Genomic DNA, 19,324 nt, shown 5'->3' on the forward strand with positions numbered 1-19,324 from the left:
GGCAGTGCTTGATGGATACGCGGCCCCTGGCCGCGCAGATTCTCGACACCTTGCAGGGCCATCCGCGCTTTCACCAACTGTCGGCCAAGTTCGCCGTACAGCTCGACGGTGGCGAAGCCCTGGCCATGCTCGAACATCACCATGACCTGTGGCTGTCGGCCCTTGAACGCGACGGCCAGGGGCTGCTGGCGTTCGGCCTGGCTGGCTGCCCGGTGGATGAACCCCTGGCGGCGGTGGCGCAGGACCAGGGCCACGAGCTGCTGGTGGCCGTGCTGGAGCTGTTTCTCGACCTGGCGCGGCCGGAACAGACGCGCATGCGTCACCTGCTGATGGACATGTCGCGGGAGGATTTCCTCGCTCAACTGGAGCCCCGCCTGAGCCGGCCGCTGTTGAATATCGGTGGCTGGCGGCGCCAGGCCAGTGACGCCGGGCTGCACATCGGTACTTATCCACAGGCTGCGCCCGGGCAGGTCTATGTTGGCGCGGGCACGCCCCTGGGGCGGCTCGATCCGGCCATGCTCAAGGGCGCGGCGCAATTGGCCCGAGAGTACGGCGACGCCAGCCTGCGCCTGACCCCCTGGCAGAGCCTGCTGCTGCCCTCGATCGCCGCGGCGGATGCGCCGGCGGCCACTGCCGCCCTGGAACAACTGGGCCTGCTGTGCAGCCCGCAACAAGCCTTGGCTCACTTGATTGCCTGCACCGGTTCCAGTGGTTGCGGCAAGGCCCTGGCCGACACCAAAAGCGACGCCCTGCAACTGGCAGGACTGCTCCAGCGCCATGGCCGCCAACTGGATGTGCACCTGTCCGCCTGCCCGCGTTCCTGCGCCGCCGCTCATGTGGCGCCGGCCACCCTGCTGGCGGTGGCCCCAGGGCGCTATGACTTGTATTTGCGCGATGCAACGCAGCCGGGTTTCGGCACGCTGCACGCACGCAACCTTTCTATTGAAGCGGCAGAGGCATTGCTCGATGCCCGCCCACGGAGCAACCTTGATGCTTGATTACATCCGCGACGGTCAGGAGATCTATCGCAACTCCTTCGCGATCATTCGCGAAGAAGCCCGGCTGGAGCGCATTCCCGCCGACCTGGAGAAACTCGCCGTGCGGGTGATCCATGCCTGCGGCATGGTCGAGGCCGTCGATGGCCTGCAGTTTTCCGAGGGCGCCGGCAAGGCCGGGCGCGATGCCCTGGCGGCCGGTGCACCGATTCTCTGCGATGCGCGCATGGTTTCCGAGGGTATTACCCGGGCCCGCTTGCCGGCCAACAACCAGGTGATCTGCACCCTGCGCGACGACAGCGTGCCAGCGCTGGCCCGGGAGCTGGGCAACACCCGTTCCGCTGCGGCCCTGGAGCTGTGGCGCCCGCACCTGGAAGGCAGCGTGGTGGTGATCGGCAACGCGCCCACCGCCTTGTTCTACCTGCTGGAAATGCTCGATGCGGGCGCGCCGAAACCGGCGCTGATCCTCGGCTTCCCGGTGGGCTTCGTCGGTGCCGCCGAATCCAAGGCGATGCTCGCCGCCGACAGCCGCGGGGTGCCCTTCGTGATCATGCAGGGCCGCCTGGGCGGCAGCGCCATGGCGGCGGCTGCGGTCAATGCCCTGGCCACGGAGGTCGAATGATGCAGCAGCCCGGACGTTTGATTGGCCTTGGCGTGGGCCCCGGTGACCCGGAACTGATTACCCTGAAGGCCCTGCGCCTGCTGCGCGAATCACCGGTGGTGGCCTACTTCGTGGCCAAGGGCAAGAAGGGCAATGCCTTCGGCATCATCGAAGGGCATCTGCAACAGGCCCAGACCCTGCTGCCCCTGGTGTACCCGGTCACCACCGAGGTGTTGCCGGCGCCGCTGTCCTACGAACAAGTGATCAGCGACTTCTACGACAGCGCCAGCCAGGAGCTGGCGCAGCACCTGGACGCCGGCCGCGACGTGGCGGTGATCTGCGAAGGCGACCCGTTCTTCTACGGCTCCTACATGTACCTGCACGACCGGTTGGCCGAGCGTTACCAGGCCGAAGTGGTGCCGGGGGTGTGCTCGATGCTGGGCGGCGCTTCGGTGCTGGGCGCGCCGTTGGTGTATCGCAACCAGAGCCTGTCGGTGCTTTCCGGGGTGCTGCCCCATGAGGAACTCAAGCGTCGCCTGGCGGACGCCGATGCGGCGGTGGTGATGAAGCTGGGGCGCAACTTCCCCAAGGTGCGCCAGGTCCTGGAAGAACTGGGGCTGGCGCGGCGTGCGCTGTACGTCGAGCGCGCCACCATGGCCAACCAGAAGATCGTGCCGCTGGATGACGTGGAACCGATGTCCTCGCCGTACTTCTCGCTGATCATCGTTCCCGGCGAAAGGTGGCAAGGTTGATGGCCCGTTCAACTCCGGCCATCGTCATCCTTGGCCAAGGCAGCCTCGACACCGCACGGCAGATCCAGCGGCTGTATCCCGACTCGTTGATCCACGGTCTGGCGGAACGGGTCGAAGGCGCCGACCGGGTCTACCACGAATTCGGCGCGACCCTGCGCCAGCTCTATCAGCAGGACACGCCCATCATCGCCCTGTGTGCGGCCGGCATCGTGATCCGCACCCTGGCGCCGCTGCTGCTGGAAAAGGGCGCCGAGCCGCCGGTGCTGGCGGTGGCCGAAGACGGCAGCGCCGTGGTGCCGCTGCTGGGCGGTCTTGGCGGCGTCAACGTCATGGCCCGGGAAATCGCTGCGGGCCTTGGAGTGGCCGCGGCCATTACCACCAGTGGTGAACTGCGCTTCGGCACCTGCCTGCTCAACCCGCCCAGCGGCTATGCCCTGGGCGACCTGGAACTGGGCAAGCGGTTCGTCTCCGACCTGCTGGGTGGCGAAAGCGTGCGCATCGAAGGCGCTGCACCCTGGCTGGCTGCGGCGAAGCTGCCCGAGGACGACCAGGCCCGCCTGACCATCCGGGTCGGTTCCGCCGAGCGCGAGCCCGTGGCCAATGAGCTGCTGATCTACCCCCGCAGCGTGCTGGTTGCCTGCCGTGGGCAGCGGCTGGCCGGCGACGCTGATATCGACCTGGCCACGCACATCCGCCAGGCCCTGCATCAGGCGCGCATCGCCGTGCAGTCAGTGGCGTGCCTGCTGGCCGCCGACCGCGACATGGCCGACCGTGCCCTGCACCAGGCAGCAGCGCAACTGGGCGTACCGCTGCGTTTCCTGCCGGCCGCCGACAGTGTCGCCGAACTGGCGCAACAGGCCGTGCCGCAATTGCTGCCGCCGCTGAAGGTGGGCGAGGACATCGCCATTGCTGTGGCCAGCCAGCCCCTGGACCCGGAGCAGATTGGTCGCCCCCGTGGGCGCCTTGCCGTGATCGGCCTCGGCCCTGGCGCCGCCGAGCTGATGGTGCCGGCAGTGAAAGCCGAACTGGCCCGGGCCAACGACATTCTCGGTTATGAAACCTACGTGCGCATGGCCGGTCCGTTTCGCGCCGACCAGGTGATGCACTGCACCGATAACCGCGAAGAGATGCAGCGCGCCCGTCACGCCTTCGAGCTGGCGGCCCAGGGCCGTTCGGTGGTGGTGGTGTCGTCCGGCGACCCGGGAGTGTTCGCCATGGCCGCGGCGGTGCTCGAAGCCCTGCACGAATCCAGCGACCCGGCCTGGCACAGCGTCGATCTGGAGATCCTCCCGGGCGTCTCCGCCTCCCTGGCCACCGCAGCCCAGGCCGGTGCACCCTTGGGCCATGATTTCTGTGTGCTGTCGCTGTCGGACAACCTCAAGCCCTGGGACATCATCGAGAAGCGCCTGGACCTCGCCTCCCAGGCGGATCTGGCCCTGGCCTTCTACAACCCGATTTCCCGCTCGCGGCCCTGGCAACTGGGCCGGGCCCTGGAGATCGTGCGCCAGCACCGTACGCCGCAAACCCCTGTGGTATTGGGGCGCGACATTGGCCGCCCGGGCCAGACCCTGCGGGTCATCACCCTGGGCGAGCTGACCCCGGAGCAGGTGGACATGCGCACCATGGTGCTGGTGGGTTCCTCCACCACCTGCGTCTTCCCCCGGGCCGAGGGCGGCGACTGGGTGTACACCCCGCGCTGGTACGGCAATAAACCCCTGTAGGAGCCGGCTTGCCGGCGAAGGCGCTCGCAAGATCGCCATCGCCGGCAGCGGCTTCTAACGCGCAGGGTCCTCATCCTCATCCTCATCCTCATCCATGTCCGTGGCGGTCAGCAGCCAGGTGATGAATTCGAAGAAGCTGGCCCATCTGGCCGGGATGCGGCCGGCGACGAAAGCTTCCCGGTCGCCCAGGTCGAAATCCCAGACGCCACCGCTGTCCTTGTCCAGCAAGTAGCCGCCTTGACCTTGCAGTGAGGTGAAGGCGATGAAGTTCTTGGGCAACTCCCAGACTTCATGAATGAACTCGGTGCACATCAGGATTTCATCACTGGGCCCGTCGATGTTCATCAGCACGCCGTAGCTCACTCGGTCCAAGAAGTTGGCGGGGTGACAGGTCAGGTAGATCTGCGCGAACTCGCTGTCCAGGGCAATCCCCAATGTTGCCAGCGCTCGGGTGACCTCGGCGGTGTCGGGGGGCGCGCAGTAGCGGGGCTGGGCTTCGATCAGGGCGATCAACTGCGGGGGAATCATAGGTGCTCCTTGCTGATGTGTGGCCACTTGTCCAAGGGCAGGCGGCCCTGCTGCTGGGCAAAGTGTTCCCGGGCCTGGCCCAGGGTTTGGTGGTTGGGCCCGCTCAGCACGTCCAGCGCCTGGCTGCCGTCGTCTTCCCAATGGCACAGGTCGCAGATCTGGTATTCGCCCCGCGCCGAGAGGGTTCGATAACCGCAGCAGGGGCAGGCCTCCAGGTACTCGATGTCCGCGCTGACGGCGTAGTCGCCAAGCCCGGCTTCACGTAGGCAGCGCCTCAAATAGCGGTGGGTCACGCCGCGATACTCGGCGCGCAGGGCGATCAGCAGCAGCGCGTCGTAGCGTGGGTCTTGCACCTCTTGCGGGGGCTCCGGTTGGGTCAGGATCTGTTGTTGCAGGCTGGGTGCAAGTGCCGCGAATTCAAGGTCGTCGCTGTCTATTCCCCACCAGTTCAGGAGGTGGGAGAAGCGCGCGGCGGCGTCGAGGCCGGGCAACCTGTGGCGGCTCAGAAGGTCGATGGCTGCGTTGGCGGTGAGTTTTTCCATGGGGGCTCGGCTTTTCGAGGGGGCGGTTCAGGGCCAGGTCAGGGTCAATTGGTCAGGGCGCTGAATGGGTATTCGTACCCTGACCCCGGAGGTCGATTCGCCATGGAGGTACTGGTCCTGGATCTCTACCCGGTTGAAGGGGTTGGTGTCCCGCAGGGCAACCAGCCAGATCAGTGCATCCGAGCCTTTTTCCTGCAAGGCCAGGAAGCCATCGCCGCCGTAGCCTGCCGTCTCCCCACCCCGGGCATAGAACGACTGTGGACCGTCGGTGCACAAGCCCAGGGTGGTGACGAAGTCAGGCTCATCCTGTTGGGGATAGTCCAGGGCCGGCATCCAGACGTTGTTGATCAGCCGGGGATGTTCATAGGGCAGGTCGAACAGGCAGTAGAACCCGCTGCCGAGGACCAGGGTGTTTTCCCGGGGGAAACACCCGCCCAGCCATTGTTCCTGAATGAAAGCGGCATCGGCGCTGTAGGGCATTGGGTGGTTCCTGCTCCTGCTGGAAGGGGTTTCTACAGGTTCGAGACCTGGCGAAAACCGGAGTTGTAGGCGCATTGCCCGGCGTACTCGGGGCGTGCATCACAGGCCTTGAGGCAACCCTGGACGCCCTTGGGAAAGCGCGCCGCCACCGACATAGCGAAACCGTAGGTCGGCGTGGTCACCGCAAAGCTGCTGTTGCAGGCCACTTGCGTGCTGTAGGTGAAGGTCATGGCCTCGCGCCGGCCGTTGTGGGCGAAGGCCACCTCGAAGCTGTCGAGGCTGTTCCAGCCCGACAGCGGCAGCACTACAAAACGGTAGCGGGTGCTGTCCAGGCGTTGGCCGATGACCCGCAGGTTCTTGCTCGATGAGTCGGCCTTGGGCGAAGGGTAGGGCAGGGCCAGCAGCGCCCGCGGGTCACCCACCACGCCCAGTTCGAAGCCGATACCTTTTTGGTAGAAGGGTATCTCCAGGGCCGGTGCGCCCTCGATCTTCACGTACTGGCTGGATGCATAGGGGCCGCGGGTTTCAGGCTTGTAGTCCGGCGCTTTGGCGAAGCTGACTTCAAGCTCCAGCACCGCGTCTGAGGCCTTGGCGTGCTCGGTGCGTATATCGCTGGGTTGCTCGCTGCCATGGCTGGCGCAACCGGCCAGCACCATGGCCGTAGTCAGTTGCAGCAGCTGTCGGGCGGGCCATGGACGTAGAACGGTCATCACTCAATGCTCCTTCTTCAGCGGGCTGGAGTTCAGGCCCAGCCCCTTGAGCTGCCAGCTTCCCTGCACCTGCTGCCAGCTGAACTGGCGGCCGACCCAGTCCACCTGCAAGGCGTGATGCAGGCGGCTCTGGTCAATGCGCCGGCCTTCGTCCAGGGCCTTTCGCGCGCGGTCGCCGGCTTGGTTGAACAGGGGCCAGAGCTGGCTCAGGTTCAGCTCTTTGCTGATCGGCAACTGGGCATACACGCCCTGCTCCGCCGAACTGAGCAGCAGCCCTTCCTTGCCGAGGAACGCAGCACTGCTGTTGTCCGGCGACACCGACACCAGCATGGCGTAGTGGGAGAACCCCCAGCCGGGCAGCCGCTCGTCGAACCACAGCACTTGCCCGGTGGAGGGCACCAGGGCCCGCGCGCCCTCGGGAAACAGCAGCAGGTCGCTGCGTCCGGGTTGCGGCTGGCCCCAGTCGGGTTCGCTCTTGCTCTTGACCGGGCTGAGGACGCGGGCCAGGGGCGTGTCGTTCTGCACGGCGATCAGCACCGTGCCGACGCCCATCCATTCGATGGTGGTGGCCAGCAGTACCGGTTGCCCGCCCCGGGTCGCCCCGGTGGGTTTTACATCGGTGATCTGCCAGGCGTTCAGCGGCCGATAGAGCTGGCCCTTGTAGGTGATTTCCCGGGGGCTGCTGCCGTCCCGACGGTGGTACACCTTGAAGTCGCCAAAGCGCTCAATGGATTCACTGGTCTTGTTCAGCCAGGCCTCGAGCTTGGCCTGGGGCGATTCGCCAGCCAGTGCCGGGAGGGGCATGAGCAGGAGCCCGGCCAGCAGGCCGGCCAGGCCGCGCCCGATCTGTGCAAGGCGCAGGGCGCGCGCGGCGGCGGGGCCCGTGCCAGTGGGTCGTTGAAGAGTCTGCATTCCGTTGCCTGTCGCTTGATGGGAGGGTGGCCGGGGCCCTAAGGGACCAGGTAGCCCCTGACCCCGGTGAAGATGATCTGCGCCGCCAGGGCGCAGACGAACAGCCCCATCAACCGGCTGACGATCTGCAAGCCCTGGTCGCCGAGGATGCGTTCGATGCGGTTGGACAGGTACAGCACCACCCCCACGGTGAGGCTGGCCAGGGCGATGCTGAGGATGGCGGTGAGCTTGTCGTCCCAGTGCGGCTGGCTGACGCCCATCACCAGCAGGGCGCCGATGGTGCCCGGGCCCACGGTCAGGGGAATGGTCAGCGGGACTATGGTCACGTCCTGCTGCACGTTGTCGGTCTGCACCGCCGATTTGCCCTGGGCCATGCCCAGGGCAGAGATGAACAGCACGCTGCCGGCACCGATGCGGAAGGCGTCCACGGTGATGCCGAACACGCCGAAGATCACCCGGCCGAACAGGTACAGCAGGATGCTGGAGACCAGGGTCGCCAGGGCCACTTTCCAGGCCAGGCGCCGGCGCTCCTTGAGCGAATAGCCGCGGGTCAGGCTGATGAAGCACGAGAGCACGAAGAAGGGGCTGTAGAGCACCAGCATCTTCAGGTAAACGCTGAACAGCACGTGGAGCATGGTGGGAGCTCACGACTAAAGGAGGGCGAGCGAGAGTTTAACAGGCGCCGCAGAGCCTGTCGGCTCAACTGGTGTGCGCGGTGCTGCGCTCGCGCAGGTCGCGCTGGGTCACCCAGTGTTCCACCAGTTCCCGCAGTTGCGAGAGCTCCACGGGCTTGGCCATGTGCCCGTCCATGCCGGCCTGGCGCGCGCGCTCCTTGTGCTCGGCGAGGATGTGCGCGGTGAGCGCCACTACCGGGGTGCGTACCCGCTGGTTGCCGACTTCCCAGGCGCGCAGTTGCTGGGTGGCGGAGAAGCCGTCGAGCACCGGCATTTCGCAGTCCATCAGTACCAGGTCGTAGCGGTTGGCTTTCATTGCCTGCAAGGCTTCCTCGCCGTTGCTGGCGGTATCGGGCTGCAGGTTGAGCTTGCCGAGCATGCCGCGGATGACCTTGGTGGAAATACTGTTGTCCTCGGCCACCAGGATGCGGAAGTCGCTGGGCACGGTGACTGGCGCCGGGGCCTGGGCAGCGTGCGCCGGCTGGTTGTAGGGGGCGGCGGGGGCCTTGTCGCGCTGATTGAGTTCGTCCGCCAGGGTGGTCTTGAGGGTGTAGCCGGCCACTGGCTTGGCGAGGATGCGCTTGATCCCGGCATTGCGTGCAATCACCTTGCTCGGCGCATTGCTGATGCCGGTGAGCATGATCAGCAGGATGTCGTGGTTCAGGCTCGGGTCTTCCTTGATCTTCGCCGCCAGTTGCATGCCGGTCATGCCGGGCATGTTCTGGTCCAGCAATACCACGTCGAAGTAGTCCCGCAGGTGCGCCTTGGTGCGTAGCAGGGCCAGGGCTTCCTTGCCCGATGGCACGGCGCTGACGTTCAGGCCCCAGGCACTGCACTGCTGTACCAGCACCTTGCGGCAGGTGTCGTTGTCGTCCACCACCAGTACCCGCGCGCCCTGCAGGGGGCCGTCGAGGTCGGCGGTCGGGTGTTCCAGGCGCTCGGCATCCAGGGGCAGGGTCAGCCACAGGGTGCTGCCCTGGTTGGTGCCGCTCTTGATGCCGAACTCGCCATGCATCAGCAGGATCAGTTGACGGGCGATCACCAGCCCCAGGTTGCCCCCCAGGCGGGTGGTGGCGAGGAAGTTCTTGCTGTGCAGCTCGGTGTGCAGCAGGGCTTCGCGCTCTTCGGCTTCCATCGGCTGGCCGCTGTCCTGCACGGCGATGCGCAGGCGCGGTTTGCTGCTGCGCTCGTCGAGGGCGACGACGATCAGCACTTCGCCTTCATCGGTCTTCTTCAGGGCATTTTCCAACAGGCTCAGCAGGGCCTGGCGCAGGCGTGTCGGGTCACCGCTGATGACCCGTGGCACCTGGGGCTGGATGAAACTGATCAGCTCGACGTTCTGCTGTTCGGCCTTGGCCCGGAAGATGCTCAGGCAGTCTTCGATCAGGGCGTTGAGGTCGAACTGCACATCGTCCAGTTCGATCTGCCCGGACTCCAGCTTGGAGATGTCGAGGATCTCGTTGATCAGGGTCAGCAGCTCGTTGCCGGCACTGTGGATGGTCTGCACGTAATCGCGCTGCTTGACCGACAGCGGGGTGCCCAGCAGCAGCTCGGTCATGCCCAGCACGCCGTTCATCGGGGTGCGGATCTCGTGGCTGATCTTGGCCAGGAACTCGGCCTTGGCATTGACCTCGGCGGTGCTGGCGGCCAGGTCGCGGCTGACGCTGAAGCGGTTCTCGGTGATGTTGCGCTGGCGCTCGCCCAGGGCAATGCTCATCAGCAGCCCGGCGATGCACACCACGCTCAAAAGGGTGACGATCAGGCCTTGCGGGGCCACCAGGGTCAGCCCCAGCAGGGCCGGCAGGATCACCAGGGTGCCGAGGTTGAAGATCACCATGGCGGCGACGAACAGGCGCGCCGGGCGATAGCCCTTGTGCCAGTGATAGCCACCGACGAACAGCATGCTCAGGCCGGCCAGGGCCACCAGGCCGTAGGTGATGATGTTCAGCGGCAGGGTATCGACGAACAGCAGCAACAGGCCGAACAGGCTGATCAGCAGGATGTTGCCCAGCAGCAGGCGGTTCAGCGGATGGGCGCCCAGGGGGGCGAAAAAGCGGTAGGCGAACATCATCCCGCAGGGCGCGGTCAGCAGCAGGGCGATATAGGCCCCCGGCGTCTGCAGGGCTTCCCAGGCCGGGAGCCAGGGCCCGAACAGGTTCAGCAGCATCAGCAGGCTGAGGGTCAGCAGCCCTTCGCAGGCTGCCAGCCACAGGCTGCTGCGCGAACGGGTGTAGGCGAAGCGGGTGAGGTTGTGCAGGATCAGCATCGCCAGGCAGCCGAACAGCAGGCCGTAGATCAGCGTCTGGCTCTGGTCGGCCGCGCCCATCACCGCCGATTGCAGGGTGATGAAGGGGCGCAGTTCGTGTTCGGACACCAGGCGTACATAGACGTCCAGTGGCTTGGCGCTTTGCGGCAGCGGCAGCATGAAGTCGCTGCTGGGCAGGGGCTTTTGCGCCTGCGACGGGCCGGAGCCGGTGTTCACTTGCTCGATCAGCTTGTCGCCTTCGAGCACGTAGAGGTTCAGGTGGGACAGGTCGGGGGCGAAGATCCGCAGGATCTGCTCATGGGTTCCCGGTTGCAGCTTGAAGCGTAGCCACAGGGCGCCATCGGGCTCGGCGGCGGTGAGCTTGTCCAGCTCGATCGGGCTGAACTGGTTGGTGTAGCGCGGGGAGCGGATGTCACTGAGCTGCAGGTCGGCCTGTTCGTCGAGCAAAACCGCCCAGCCACTGCCTTGAGCGGCCAGGGCCGGGTTCAAGCAGAGCAGGGTCAGCAAGGTGACGGTGAAGCCTAGGGCAATCCTGAGCCAGCGCACGGCGAAATCCCTTCGTTGGTTGATGCCTGATTATAACTATGCGCGGCGTAATGACCGCACGGCAAGGGCGTGTGCCCTTGCCGGGGTCAACGACAGCCTTACTCCTGCCCGCGCTCGCGGGCAATGGCGCGGTAGCCGATGTCCTTGCGGTAGAAGCAGCCCTGCCAGTCGATCTCGGCCGCCAGGCGGTAGGCCTGTTGCTGAGCCGCGTCAACGCTGTCACCCATGGCGGTAGCGCACAGTACCCGGCCGCCGGAGGTCACGACCTGGCCATCCTTGAGTGCGGTACCGGCGTGGAACACCTTGCCTTCCAGTGCTGCCGCGGCGTTCAGGCCAGTGATGGCCGCGCCCTTGGCGTAGTCACCAGGATAGCCGCCTGCCGCCAGAACGATACCCAGGCTCGGGCGTGGGTCCCACTGCGCTTCGACCTTGTCCAGGGCCTGGGCCAGGGCGGCTTCCACCAGCAGCACCAGGCTCGATTGCAGGCGCAGCATCACCGGTTGGGTTTCCGGGTCGCCGAAGCGGCAGTTGAACTCGATGACTTTCGGGTTGCCGGCCTTGTCGATCATCAGCCCGGCATAGAGGAAGCCGGTGTAGACGTTGCCTTCCTCGGCCATGCCGCGCACGGTGGGCCAGATCACCAGATCCATCACCCGCTGGTGCACTTCTGAAGTGACCACCGGTGCCGGGGAGTAGGCGCCCATGCCACCGGTATTGGGGCCAGTGTCGCCGTCGCCGACGCGCTTGTGGTCCTGGCTGGTGGCCATGGGCAGCACGTTCTTGCCGTCGACCATGACGATGAAGCTGGCTTCCTCGCCGTCGAGGAACTCCTCGATCACCACGCGGGAACCGGCGTCGCCGAAGGCATTGCCGGCCAGCATGTCGCGCACCGCTTCCTCGGCTTCGGCCAGGGTCATGGCGACGATCACGCCTTTGCCGGCGGCCAGGCCGTCGGCCTTGATCACGATCGGGGCGCCTTTTTCACGCAGGTAAGCCAGGGCCGGCTCGATCTCGGTGAAGTTCTGATAGTCGGCAGTAGGGATCTTGTGGCGGGCGAGGAAATCCTTGGTGAAGGCTTTCGAACCTTCCAGCTGCGCAGCACCGGCAGTCGGGCCGAAGCAGTCCAGGCCACGGGAGCGGAACAGGTCGACCACGCCAGCCACCAGCGGCACTTCCGGGCCGACGATGGTCAGGGACACATTCTTCTGAGCAAAGTCTGCAAGCTGCTCCAGGGCCAGGACGTCGATGGCGACGTTCTCGCACTTGGCCTCGATGGCGGTGCCGGCGTTGCCTGGGGCGACGAACACTTTCTGAACCCGTGGGTCCTGAGCGACTTTCCAGGCCAGAGCGTGTTCACGACCGCCGCTACCAATGATCAGTACATTCATTTCAAAAACCTCGGATGACGCTAATTCTGTTTTGGAACCTGAAGAGCTGGACGCCTCAGGAGGTTGCAATGACAGTGGTAGATGCAAGGCGGAGCCCACCTCGATGAGCGCAGTTGCCTGTTGGCAATGAGCATCATCGAGGTGGGCTCCAACGCAGCAGATGCCGGTGTCAGTGCGACCGTTGTCGTATCAGTGACGGAAGTGGCGCATGCCGGTGAACACCATGGCAATGCCCGCTTCGTCGGCCGCGGCAATCACTTCGTTGTCACGCATCGAGCCGCCGGGCTGGATCACTGCGGTGATGCCGACCTTGGCGGCGTTGTCCAGGCCGTCGCGGAACGGGAAGAACGCATCGGAGGCCATGACCGAACCGGCGACTTGCAAGCCGGCGTGCTCGGCCTTGATGGCAGCGATTCGCGCGGAGTTCACGCGGCTCATCTGGCCGGCGCCGACACCGATGGTCTGGCGGTTCTTGGCGTAGACGATGGCGTTGGACTTGATGTACTTGGCGACTTTCCAGGCGAAGATCAGGTCGTTGATCTCTTGCTCGGTCGGGGCGCGCTTGGTCACGACTTTCAGGTCATCGGCACTGATCATGCCGATGTCGCGGCTCTGCACCAGCAGGCCGCCGTTGACGCGCTTGTAATCCCAGGCCGCAGCGCGCTCAGCCGACCACTGGCCGCAGGCCAGCAGGCGCACGTTGGCCTTGGCAGCGACAATGGCGCGGGCTTCTTCACTCACGGATGGGGCAATGATCACTTCGACGAACTGACGCTCGACGATGGCCTTGGCGGTGGCTGCATCCAGCTCGCGGTTGAAGGCGATGATGCCGCCGAAGGCCGATTCGGTGTCGGTGGCGTAGGCCAGTTCGTACGCCTGGCGGATACCGCCTTCAGCGTCCGGGCTGACCGCCACGCCGCACGGGTTGGCGTGCTTGACGATGACGCAGGCCGGCTTGACGAAGCTCTTCACGCATTCCAGCGCGGCGTCGGTGTCGGCCACGTTGTTGTAGGACAGCTCTTTGCCTTGCAGTTGGGTCGCGGTGGCGATGCCGACTTCAGCAGGCTTGGCCTCAACGTAGAACGCCGCGCTCTGGTGCGGGTTCTCGCCGTAGCGCATTTCCTGGGCCTTGATGAACTGGCTGTTGAAGGTGCGCGGGAATTCGCTGCGGCCGGATGTCGAGAGGGTTTCGGCGGCCTGGTTCACGGTGCCCATGTAGTTGGCGATCATGCCGTCGTACGCAGCGGTGTGTTCGAAGGCCTTGAGCATCAGGTCGAAGCGCTGGGCGTAAGTCAGGCCACCGGCCTTGAGGCTTTCCAGGACGCCGGCGTAGTCGCTGGCATTGACCACGATGGCCACGTCCTTATGGTTCTTGGCCGCCGAGCGGACCATGGTCGGGCCGCCGATGTCGATGTTCTCGATGGCGGTCGGCAGGTCGCAGCCTGGCTTGTTGATGGTGGCTTCGAACGGGTAGAGGTTGACCGCGACCAGGTCGATCGGCTTGATCCCGTGCTCGTTCATGATGGCGTCGTCAATGCCGCGACGGCCGAGGATACCGCCGTGGATTTTCGGGTGCAGGGTCTTCACCCGGCCATCCATCATTTCCGCGAAACCGGTGTAATCCGCGACTTCCACTGCGGACACGCCGTTGTCCTGCAGCAGTTTGAAGGTCCCGCCGGTGGAGAGGATCTCCACACCAAGGGCTTCCAGCTCCTTGGCGAATTCGAGGATCCCGGTCTTGTCGGAAACACTGATCAAGGCGCGGCGGATCGGCAGGCGGGTAGTCTGGTCGGTCATCTCAATTTCCATCAAAAGCAAAGGAGTCAGCAAAAAAGGCGACCGTTTTTTACGCGGGCGCCTTTCTGGTTTGATTGAATGCTTACAGCAAATCGTACTGCTTGAGTTTCTTGCGCAGGGTACCGCGGTTCAGACCCAGGAGTTCGCTGGCCTTGGTCTGGTTGCCCTTGACGTAGTTCATCACGCTTTCGAGCAACGGAGCCTCGACTTCGGAGAGCACCAGGTTGTACACGTCCGTGACGGCAGCGCCCTCAAGGTGGGCGAAATAATTGTGCAGCGCCTTCTCGACACTCCCGCGAAGGGTCTGGCCTTCTTCGCTGGGTGTATTGAGGTGCTGTTTCAAATTCACGTTGTCGCTCACGGGTGTTGTTCCACTCACTAAAGTCTCGGTCATCATCGTCATGCGGCCACCCCCTCTCCGTCCCCTGTTTCCAGGCTCTTGTAACGTCCGGCAAAGAACTCACGAACGTTGGCGCATTGTGCTTCCGTATCTTCCAAACGATTGAAGTGGGCGCGAAACTCCCTGGCGCCCGGCAGGGTTGCGAGATACCAGCCCACATGCTTGCGCGCAATGCGTACGCCCATGACATCTCCATAGAAGGCATGCAGCGCGGCCAGGTGCTCTAGCAGAATACGTTCCACCTCGAACAGCTCCGGTGCCGGGAGGGTTTCACCGGTACTGAGGAAGTGTTCGATCTCACGAAAAATCCATGGCCGCCCCTGGGCGGCCCGGCCGATCAACAGCCCGTCGGCGCCGGTGGCGTGCAACACCCGCCGGGCCTTTTCCGGCGAGTCGATATCGCCATTGGCAAAGACCGGGATCGACACCGCCTGCTTGATCGCGGCAATGGTGTCGTACTCGGCTTCACCGGTGTACAGGTCGGCCCGGGTCCGACCATGGACCGCCAGTGCCGTGATGCCGGCCTGCTCGGCGATCTTCGCCACCGTCATGCCGTTCTTGTTCTCCCGGTCCCAGCCGGTGCGGATCTTCAGGGTGACCGGTACATCCACAGCGGCCACTACTGCCTGGAGAATCTCGTTGACCAGGGCTTCGTCCTTCAGCAACGCGGAGCCGGCGACCTTGTTGCAGACCTTCTTGGCCGGGCAACCCATGTTGATATCAATAATCTGTGCGCCCAACTCGACGTTGGCGCGGGCGGCGTCTGCCAGCATCTGTGCATCACCCCCGGCAATCTGCACCGAGCGGGGCTCGGGATCGCCTTCGTGGATCATGCGCAACCGCGATTTGCGGCTGTTCCACAAGCTCATGTCGCTGGTGACCATTTCCGAGACTACAAGGCCCGCGCCCAATTGCTTGCAAAGCTGACGAAAGGGCTGGTCTGTAACCCCCGCCATCGGGGCGAGAATCAAACCGTTGTGCACTGTATATGGGCCGATGCGTACCGCCGACATAGGACTTCCCTGTTGTGGGGCCGGATCATGAGAGTTCGAAAAAGGGTTGGCATGATACCCGCTCTCGATGACCGGATAAAGGCTGAATTGGATAAAATCTGAACAGTTCTTCTGTAACGTCCTGGGAGCAATCCAGGCGAAACAGCCATAAAACTGTCGTTAATCCAGAGTCGTCCGTGAACTTGTGCAGCCGATTCACTCAGGCGAGTGGAAACTCAGACTGTAGTTCACCGCTTTCGGGCCGGGGTCAAGAATATCCAGGGCGATGTGAATCGGGGTCTGCGGCGGCATTTCCGCCGCATCCTGCAAGTCACCGCCCAGGTATTCCCCGGGCTTGAAGCTGCGGCTGGCGATCAGGTGGCCGTTGAGGTCGGCGAAGCGCAGCTCAAGCAGCGGGAAGGGTTGGGAGAAGGGCGCGCGGTTATAGATGATGGCGTCCACCACCAGGGCGCCGCTGAATTCCGGATGGCTGCGTACCACCAGGTTGCTGCTCTTGATCCGGGCGATGTCGACCCGGGAAGGTACCGTGCAGCCGAATTCCGGGCACAGTTGCTGGAACCAGGGGCGGTACTGGTCCTGGCGGGCCAGCTCATCAAAGTGATAGGCGACGTATTGTCCCACCAGGCCGCCGGCGGCCAGCAGGATCAGCAGCAGCCAGAGCAGGCGCTTGCCCCAGGGCGAGCGGCGCTTCTGCCAGTCGAGGTGGAGCGGGTCGTCCACCAGGTCCAGCAGCACCTCTTCCTTGACCCCGGGCTCGTTGCGCTCGCGGCGCTTCTTGCCGGAGACGGCGGGCTCGTCGTCCTGGTCGTCCGGGTTGGCAGGCGAGTGAGGTTCCAGGTCATCGTCCAGGCGCAACCTGGGCGCCTGGGGTTCGTCGTCCAGGTCCGCGAGGTTGAACGACAGCGACGGTTCGGTGCGGCTGGGCTTGGGTGGTTCGGCGCTGGGTTCGGCGTCGTCCGGTTGCACCTTGGGGGGCGAAGGCTCGCTGTCGTCCCGTTCGGCGGCGCTGCCGAACAGTCCGTCCGGCCAGTGCGCCTCGTCGGCGTCCTGGGTGTCGCGCCGGGCGCTGAGGCTGCCTTCCTTGTGCTCGCGTTCCTGGCCAAAGGCCTTGGCTGGCTGGATTTCACGCTGTTCGAGCTTGGCCAGTTCCTCATCGAGGTCCAGGTGATCCAGGTCCATCTCGGCGGCCGACCATTGCTTCTGGCTGATGGCGCGCTGAGGAGCGGCAGGGGCCGCGGGGGGGGGCAGATCCGGCTCGGGTGCCGCCGGTGCCGGCGCCACGGTCGCTGCGGGAGCAGCCGGTGGCGCTACGGGTTTGGCAGCGGCTTTCGAGGTGGCAGCTTCCTTGGCCGCGCGCTGCTCGAGCAACTGCCGTGCGGCGTTGAACACCTGCAGGCAGGAGCCACAGCGAACCACTCCACGGGCCACGCTCAACTGGGCGTGGCTGACGCGGAAGCGGGTTTGGCAATGCGGGCACTGGGTGACGAAACTGTCGGTCATGCGGCCATCCGGATTATGCAGGCGGCCATTCTAGCGCCGACGGCCGGTGATGCGCACCCAGCCATCAAGGGTGGCGATCGGGTCCAGATCGAAGTCCTGGGCATAAGCTGCGGCGACTTCCTCGCCCTGTTCGGCAAGGATGCCGGAAAGCGCCAGGCGCCCGCCGGACTTGACCAGCCCCGAAAGCTGCGGCGCCAGGGCCACCAGTGGCCCGGCCAGGATGTTGGCCACCAGTACATCGGCTTGCACCTGGGGCAACTGCTCGGGCAGGTAGAGCGGGAACAGCTCGTCGGCAATGCCGTTGCGCCCGGCGTTGTCACGGGAGGCTTCCAGGGCTTGCACGTCGATGTCGGTGCCCACCGCCTGTTTGGCGCCCAGCAACAGGGCGGCAATGGCCAGGATCCCCGAGCCGCAGCCGAAGTCCAGCACGTTGCAGTCCTTCAGGTCCTGGCCGTCCAGCCATTCCAGGCACAGGGCGGTGGTCGGGTGGGTGCCGGTGCCGAAGGCCAGGCCCGGGTCCAGCAGCAGGTTCACGGCCTCGGGCTCCGGCGCGGCGTGCCAGCTGGGAACGATCCACAGGCGCTGGCCGAAACGCATGGGCTGGAAGTTGTCCATCCAGCTGCGCTCCCAATCCTGGTCTTCGATGACTTCGCTGTGATGCTCGGGCAGCGGGCCGCCGGTCAGCAGTTCCATGTGGGCGAGTACGCTGGCGGCTTCGGTGCCGCCCTCGAACAGGGCCAGCAGATGGGTGTGGGACCAGAGCGGGGTGGTGTTCAGTTCAGGTTCGAAGATCGGCTGATCCTCGGCGTCCATGAAGGTGACCGAGACGGCACCGACTTCAAGAAAAGCGTCTTCGTAGGTTTCGGCTTGTTCTGGGCTGATGGCGAGACGGACTTGCAGCCAAGGCATGGCGGGCACCTTTGAAAATATGTGATGTGCAGCCTAGTGGGCCGCGAGAAGCGCGCAAGTTTACGCGAGACGCCCCTTGGGAGCGAGGGGGATGCCCTGTGCTTGGTCGCAAGGACGGTTGATCAGGGAATGGCCGCTGCGCGGTTCGCGAGCAGGCTCGCTCCTGCAGGGCGGCGGATACGACAAGGCCGCTCTAAAGCGGCCTTGTCGGTGTGGCGGGTGCCGATCAGTGTTGCTCGGCCAGCTTGTGCTCGAGGTAGTGAATGTTCACGCCCCCTTTGCAGAAGCCTTCGTCACGGGTCAGGTCGCGGTGCAGCGGGATGTTGGTCTTGATCCCGTCGACGACGATTTCGTCCAGCGCATTGCGCATGCGCGCCATGGCTTCGTCACGGGTGGCCCCGTAGGTGATCAGCTTGCCGATCAACGAATCGTAGTTCGGTGGAACCGCGTAACCGCTGTACAGGTGCGAGTCGACGCGCACGCCGTTGCCGCCCGGGGCATGGAAATGCTTGACCGTGCCTGGGCTTGGCATGAAGGTTTTCGGGTCTTCGGCGTTGATCCGGCATTCCAGCGCGTGGCCGCGGATCACGACGTCGTCCTGGGTGAACGACAGCTTGTTGCCGGCGGCAATGCTGAGCATTTCCTTGACGATGTCGATACCGGTCACCATTTCCGATACCGGGTGCTCTACCTGCACGCGAGTGTTCATCTCGATGAAGTAGAAGCGGCCGTTCTCGTAGAGGAACTCGAACGTGCCGGCGCCACGGTAGCCGATGTCGATGCACGCCTTGACGCAGCGGGCGAAGACTTCCTGGCGGGCGGTCTCGTCGATGCCCGGTGCCGGCGCTTCTTCGAGGACCTTCTGGTGCCGACGCTGCAGCGAGCAGTCGCGGTCGCCCAGGTGGATGGCATTGCCCTGGCCGTCGGACAGCACCTGGACTTCCACGTGACGTGGGTTGGTCAGGAACTTCTCGAGGTAGACCATCGGGTTGCCGAACGCCGCGCCGGCTTCGGAGCGGGTCAGCTTCGCCGAGGCGATCAGGTCTTCTTCCTTGTGCACCACGCGCATGCCGCGACCACCACCGCCACCGGCGGCCTTGATGATCACCGGGTAGCCGACTTCACGGCCGATGCGCAGGGCGGTTTCCTCGTCTTCCGGCAGCGGGCCGTCGGAACCTGGAACCGTCGGTACGCCGGCAGCGATCATGGCGTGCTTGGCGGAAACCTTGTCGCCCATCAGGCGGATGGTCTCGGCTTTCGGGCCGATGAAGGCGAAGCCGGAGTTTTCCACCTGTTCGGCGAAGTCGGCGTTTTCCGCGAGGAAGCCGTAGCCAGGGTGGATCGCCGTGGCGCCAGTGACTTCAGCGGCCGCGATGATGGCCGGGATGTGCAGGTAGGACTGCGCGGCTTGCGCAGGGCCGATGCATACCGATTCGTCTGCCAGGCCCAGGTGCATCAGCTCCTTGTCGGCCTTGGAGTAGACGGCTACGGTCTTGATCCCCATTTCCTTGCAGGCACGCAGGATCCGCAGGGCGATTTCGCCGCGGTTGGCGATCAGGACTTTTTCCAACTTCGCAGGCTTCAACATCA

18 protein-coding genes are annotated in these 19,324 nt (G+C 64.9%); 4 read left to right on the forward strand and 14 right to left on the reverse strand.

Going from position 1 to position 19,324, the window contains the following annotated elements; translation table 11 throughout:
• From cobG to cobJ, 4 genes are all read left to right on the forward strand, one after another.
• Window positions 1-998: precorrin-3B synthase (cobG, locus tag F6S12_RS18850; RefSeq protein WP_315869199.1), on the forward strand; the 998-nt coding region annotated here is incomplete at its 5' end.
• Window positions 991-1,617, forward strand: a complete 627-nt coding sequence (locus tag F6S12_RS18855; RefSeq protein WP_011059025.1) for a precorrin-8X methylmutase — start codon at window positions 991-993, stop codon at window positions 1,615-1,617. The genes cobG and F6S12_RS18855, both read left to right, overlap by 8 nt.
• A complete protein-coding gene (locus F6S12_RS18860; protein WP_053156151.1) occupies window positions 1,617-2,348 on the forward strand; it encodes a precorrin-2 C(20)-methyltransferase in 732 nt (243 codons plus the stop codon). The genes F6S12_RS18855 and F6S12_RS18860 overlap by 1 nt, the downstream gene beginning before the upstream one ends.
• A complete protein-coding gene (gene cobJ, locus F6S12_RS18865; RefSeq protein WP_315869200.1) occupies window positions 2,348-4,069 on the forward strand; it encodes a precorrin-3B C(17)-methyltransferase in 1,722 nt (573 codons plus the stop codon). The genes F6S12_RS18860 and cobJ overlap by 1 nt, the downstream gene beginning before the upstream one ends.
• A 54-nt stretch (window positions 4,070-4,123) precedes the next feature.
• On the opposite strand, the gene F6S12_RS18870 is transcribed toward cobJ, so the two are convergent.
• The 14 genes from F6S12_RS18870 to accC all read right to left on the reverse strand — a co-directional run bounded on the left by F6S12_RS18870 (window position 4,124) and on the right by accC (window position 19,322).
• A complete protein-coding gene (locus F6S12_RS18870; RefSeq protein ID WP_016968226.1) occupies window positions 4,124-4,597 on the reverse strand; it encodes an SMI1/KNR4 family protein in 474 nt (157 codons plus the stop codon).
• Window positions 4,594-5,139: a CPCC family cysteine-rich protein gene (locus F6S12_RS18875; protein ID WP_315869201.1), complete on the reverse strand. Its 546-nt coding sequence runs from the start codon at window positions 5,137-5,139 to the stop codon at window positions 4,594-4,596. Before F6S12_RS18875 ends, F6S12_RS18870 begins: the two co-directional genes overlap by 4 nt.
• A 27-nt stretch (window positions 5,140-5,166) precedes the next feature.
• Complete coding sequence (locus tag F6S12_RS18880; RefSeq protein WP_015633990.1) at window positions 5,167-5,619, reverse strand: hypothetical protein; 453 nt, start codon at window positions 5,617-5,619, stop codon at window positions 5,167-5,169.
• Window positions 5,620-5,651: 32 nt separating this feature from the next.
• Window positions 5,652-6,329, reverse strand: coding sequence for a hypothetical protein (locus F6S12_RS18885; protein WP_065364913.1), 678 nt, complete (start codon window positions 6,327-6,329; stop codon window positions 5,652-5,654).
• A 3-nt stretch (window positions 6,330-6,332) separates the two neighbouring features.
• Window positions 6,333-7,241 (reverse strand): hypothetical protein, encoded by a 909-nt coding sequence (locus tag F6S12_RS18890; protein ID WP_315869202.1) that lies wholly within the window; start codon window positions 7,239-7,241, stop codon window positions 6,333-6,335.
• 38 nt (window positions 7,242-7,279) lie between these two features.
• Entirely contained in the window at window positions 7,280-7,876 is a 597-nt protein-coding gene (locus F6S12_RS18895) for a MarC family protein (protein WP_011059033.1), read from the reverse strand.
• Between the two features lie 64 nt (window positions 7,877-7,940).
• Window positions 7,941-10,727 carry a hybrid sensor histidine kinase/response regulator gene (locus F6S12_RS18900; RefSeq protein WP_019096153.1) on the reverse strand — a complete coding sequence of 929 codons (2,787 nt, stop codon included), beginning with the start codon at window positions 10,725-10,727 and terminating at the stop codon, window positions 7,941-7,943.
• A 98-nt stretch (window positions 10,728-10,825) separates the two neighbouring features.
• Complete coding sequence (purD, locus tag F6S12_RS18905; RefSeq protein WP_315869203.1) at window positions 10,826-12,115, reverse strand: phosphoribosylamine--glycine ligase; 1,290 nt, start codon at window positions 12,113-12,115, stop codon at window positions 10,826-10,828.
• A gap of 189 nt (window positions 12,116-12,304) precedes the next feature.
• Window positions 12,305-13,912, reverse strand: coding sequence for a bifunctional phosphoribosylaminoimidazolecarboxamide formyltransferase/IMP cyclohydrolase (gene purH / locus F6S12_RS18910; protein ID WP_315869204.1), 1,608 nt, complete (start codon window positions 13,910-13,912; stop codon window positions 12,305-12,307).
• A gap of 82 nt (window positions 13,913-13,994) precedes the next feature.
• Entirely contained in the window at window positions 13,995-14,315 is a 321-nt protein-coding gene (fis, locus tag F6S12_RS18915; RefSeq protein ID WP_003186237.1) for a DNA-binding transcriptional regulator Fis, read from the reverse strand.
• On the reverse strand, window positions 14,312-15,325 hold the full coding sequence (gene dusB, locus F6S12_RS18920; protein WP_315869205.1) for a tRNA dihydrouridine synthase DusB: 1,014 nt from the start codon (window positions 15,323-15,325) through the stop codon (window positions 14,312-14,314). Before dusB ends, fis begins: the two co-directional genes overlap by 4 nt.
• 195 nt (window positions 15,326-15,520) lie before the next feature.
• The gene (locus F6S12_RS18925; protein ID WP_053148860.1) at window positions 15,521-16,825 is read right to left on the reverse strand and encodes a DUF3426 domain-containing protein; all 1,305 of its coding nucleotides are present in this window, start codon (window positions 16,823-16,825) and stop codon (window positions 15,521-15,523) included.
• Window positions 16,826-16,855: 30 nt separating this feature from the next.
• Complete coding sequence (gene prmA / locus F6S12_RS18930) at window positions 16,856-17,734, reverse strand: 50S ribosomal protein L11 methyltransferase (protein WP_011059039.1); 879 nt, start codon at window positions 17,732-17,734, stop codon at window positions 16,856-16,858.
• Between the two features lie 226 nt (window positions 17,735-17,960).
• Window positions 17,961-19,322, reverse strand: coding sequence for an acetyl-CoA carboxylase biotin carboxylase subunit (gene accC, locus F6S12_RS18935; RefSeq protein WP_015633996.1), 1,362 nt, complete (start codon window positions 19,320-19,322; stop codon window positions 17,961-17,963).
• Between the last annotated feature and the right edge of the window lie 2 nt (window positions 19,323-19,324).

It is taken from the genome of Pseudomonas sp. JV245A (assembly GCF_032424515.1).
Classification (GTDB): domain Bacteria; phylum Pseudomonadota; class Gammaproteobacteria; order Pseudomonadales; family Pseudomonadaceae; genus Aquipseudomonas; species Aquipseudomonas protegens.

What these genes read in the sequence shown, in the direction of transcription:
- F6S12_RS18855 (WP_011059025.1), top strand. Translation starts at nt 991, where the DNA reads ATGCTTGATTACATCCGCGACGGTCAGGAGATCTATCGCAACTCCTTC.
- F6S12_RS18870 (WP_016968226.1), bottom strand. Translation starts at nt 4,597, where the DNA reads ATGATTCCCCCGCAGTTGATCGCCCTGATCGAAGCCCAGCCCCGCTAC.
- purH (WP_315869204.1), bottom strand. Translation starts at nt 13,912, where the DNA reads ATGACCGACCAGACTACCCGCCTGCCGATCCGCCGCGCCTTGATCAGT.
- F6S12_RS18885 (WP_065364913.1), bottom strand. Translation starts at nt 6,329, where the DNA reads ATGACCGTTCTACGTCCATGGCCCGCCCGACAGCTGCTGCAACTGACT.
- F6S12_RS18890 (WP_315869202.1), bottom strand. Translation starts at nt 7,241, where the DNA reads ATGCAGACTCTTCAACGACCCACTGGCACGGGCCCCGCCGCCGCGCGC.
- dusB (WP_315869205.1), bottom strand. Translation starts at nt 15,325, where the DNA reads ATGTCGGCGGTACGCATCGGCCCATATACAGTGCACAACGGTTTGATT.
- F6S12_RS18880 (WP_015633990.1), bottom strand. Translation starts at nt 5,619, where the DNA reads ATGCCCTACAGCGCCGATGCCGCTTTCATTCAGGAACAATGGCTGGGC.
- purD (WP_315869203.1), bottom strand. Translation starts at nt 12,115, where the DNA reads ATGAATGTACTGATCATTGGTAGCGGCGGTCGTGAACACGCTCTGGCC.
- F6S12_RS18860 (WP_053156151.1), top strand. Translation starts at nt 1,617, where the DNA reads ATGCAGCAGCCCGGACGTTTGATTGGCCTTGGCGTGGGCCCCGGTGAC.
- fis (WP_003186237.1), bottom strand. Translation starts at nt 14,315, where the DNA reads ATGACGATGATGACCGAGACTTTAGTGAGTGGAACAACACCCGTGAGC.
- F6S12_RS18925 (WP_053148860.1), bottom strand. Translation starts at nt 16,825, where the DNA reads ATGACCGACAGTTTCGTCACCCAGTGCCCGCATTGCCAAACCCGCTTC.
- F6S12_RS18875 (WP_315869201.1), bottom strand. Translation starts at nt 5,139, where the DNA reads ATGGAAAAACTCACCGCCAACGCAGCCATCGACCTTCTGAGCCGCCAC.
- accC (WP_015633996.1), bottom strand. Translation starts at nt 19,322, where the DNA reads ATGTTGAAGCCTGCGAAGTTGGAAAAAGTCCTGATCGCCAACCGCGGC.
- prmA (WP_011059039.1), bottom strand. Translation starts at nt 17,734, where the DNA reads ATGCCTTGGCTGCAAGTCCGTCTCGCCATCAGCCCAGAACAAGCCGAA.
- F6S12_RS18895 (WP_011059033.1), bottom strand. Translation starts at nt 7,876, where the DNA reads ATGCTCCACGTGCTGTTCAGCGTTTACCTGAAGATGCTGGTGCTCTAC.
- cobJ (WP_315869200.1), top strand. Translation starts at nt 2,348, where the DNA reads ATGGCCCGTTCAACTCCGGCCATCGTCATCCTTGGCCAAGGCAGCCTC.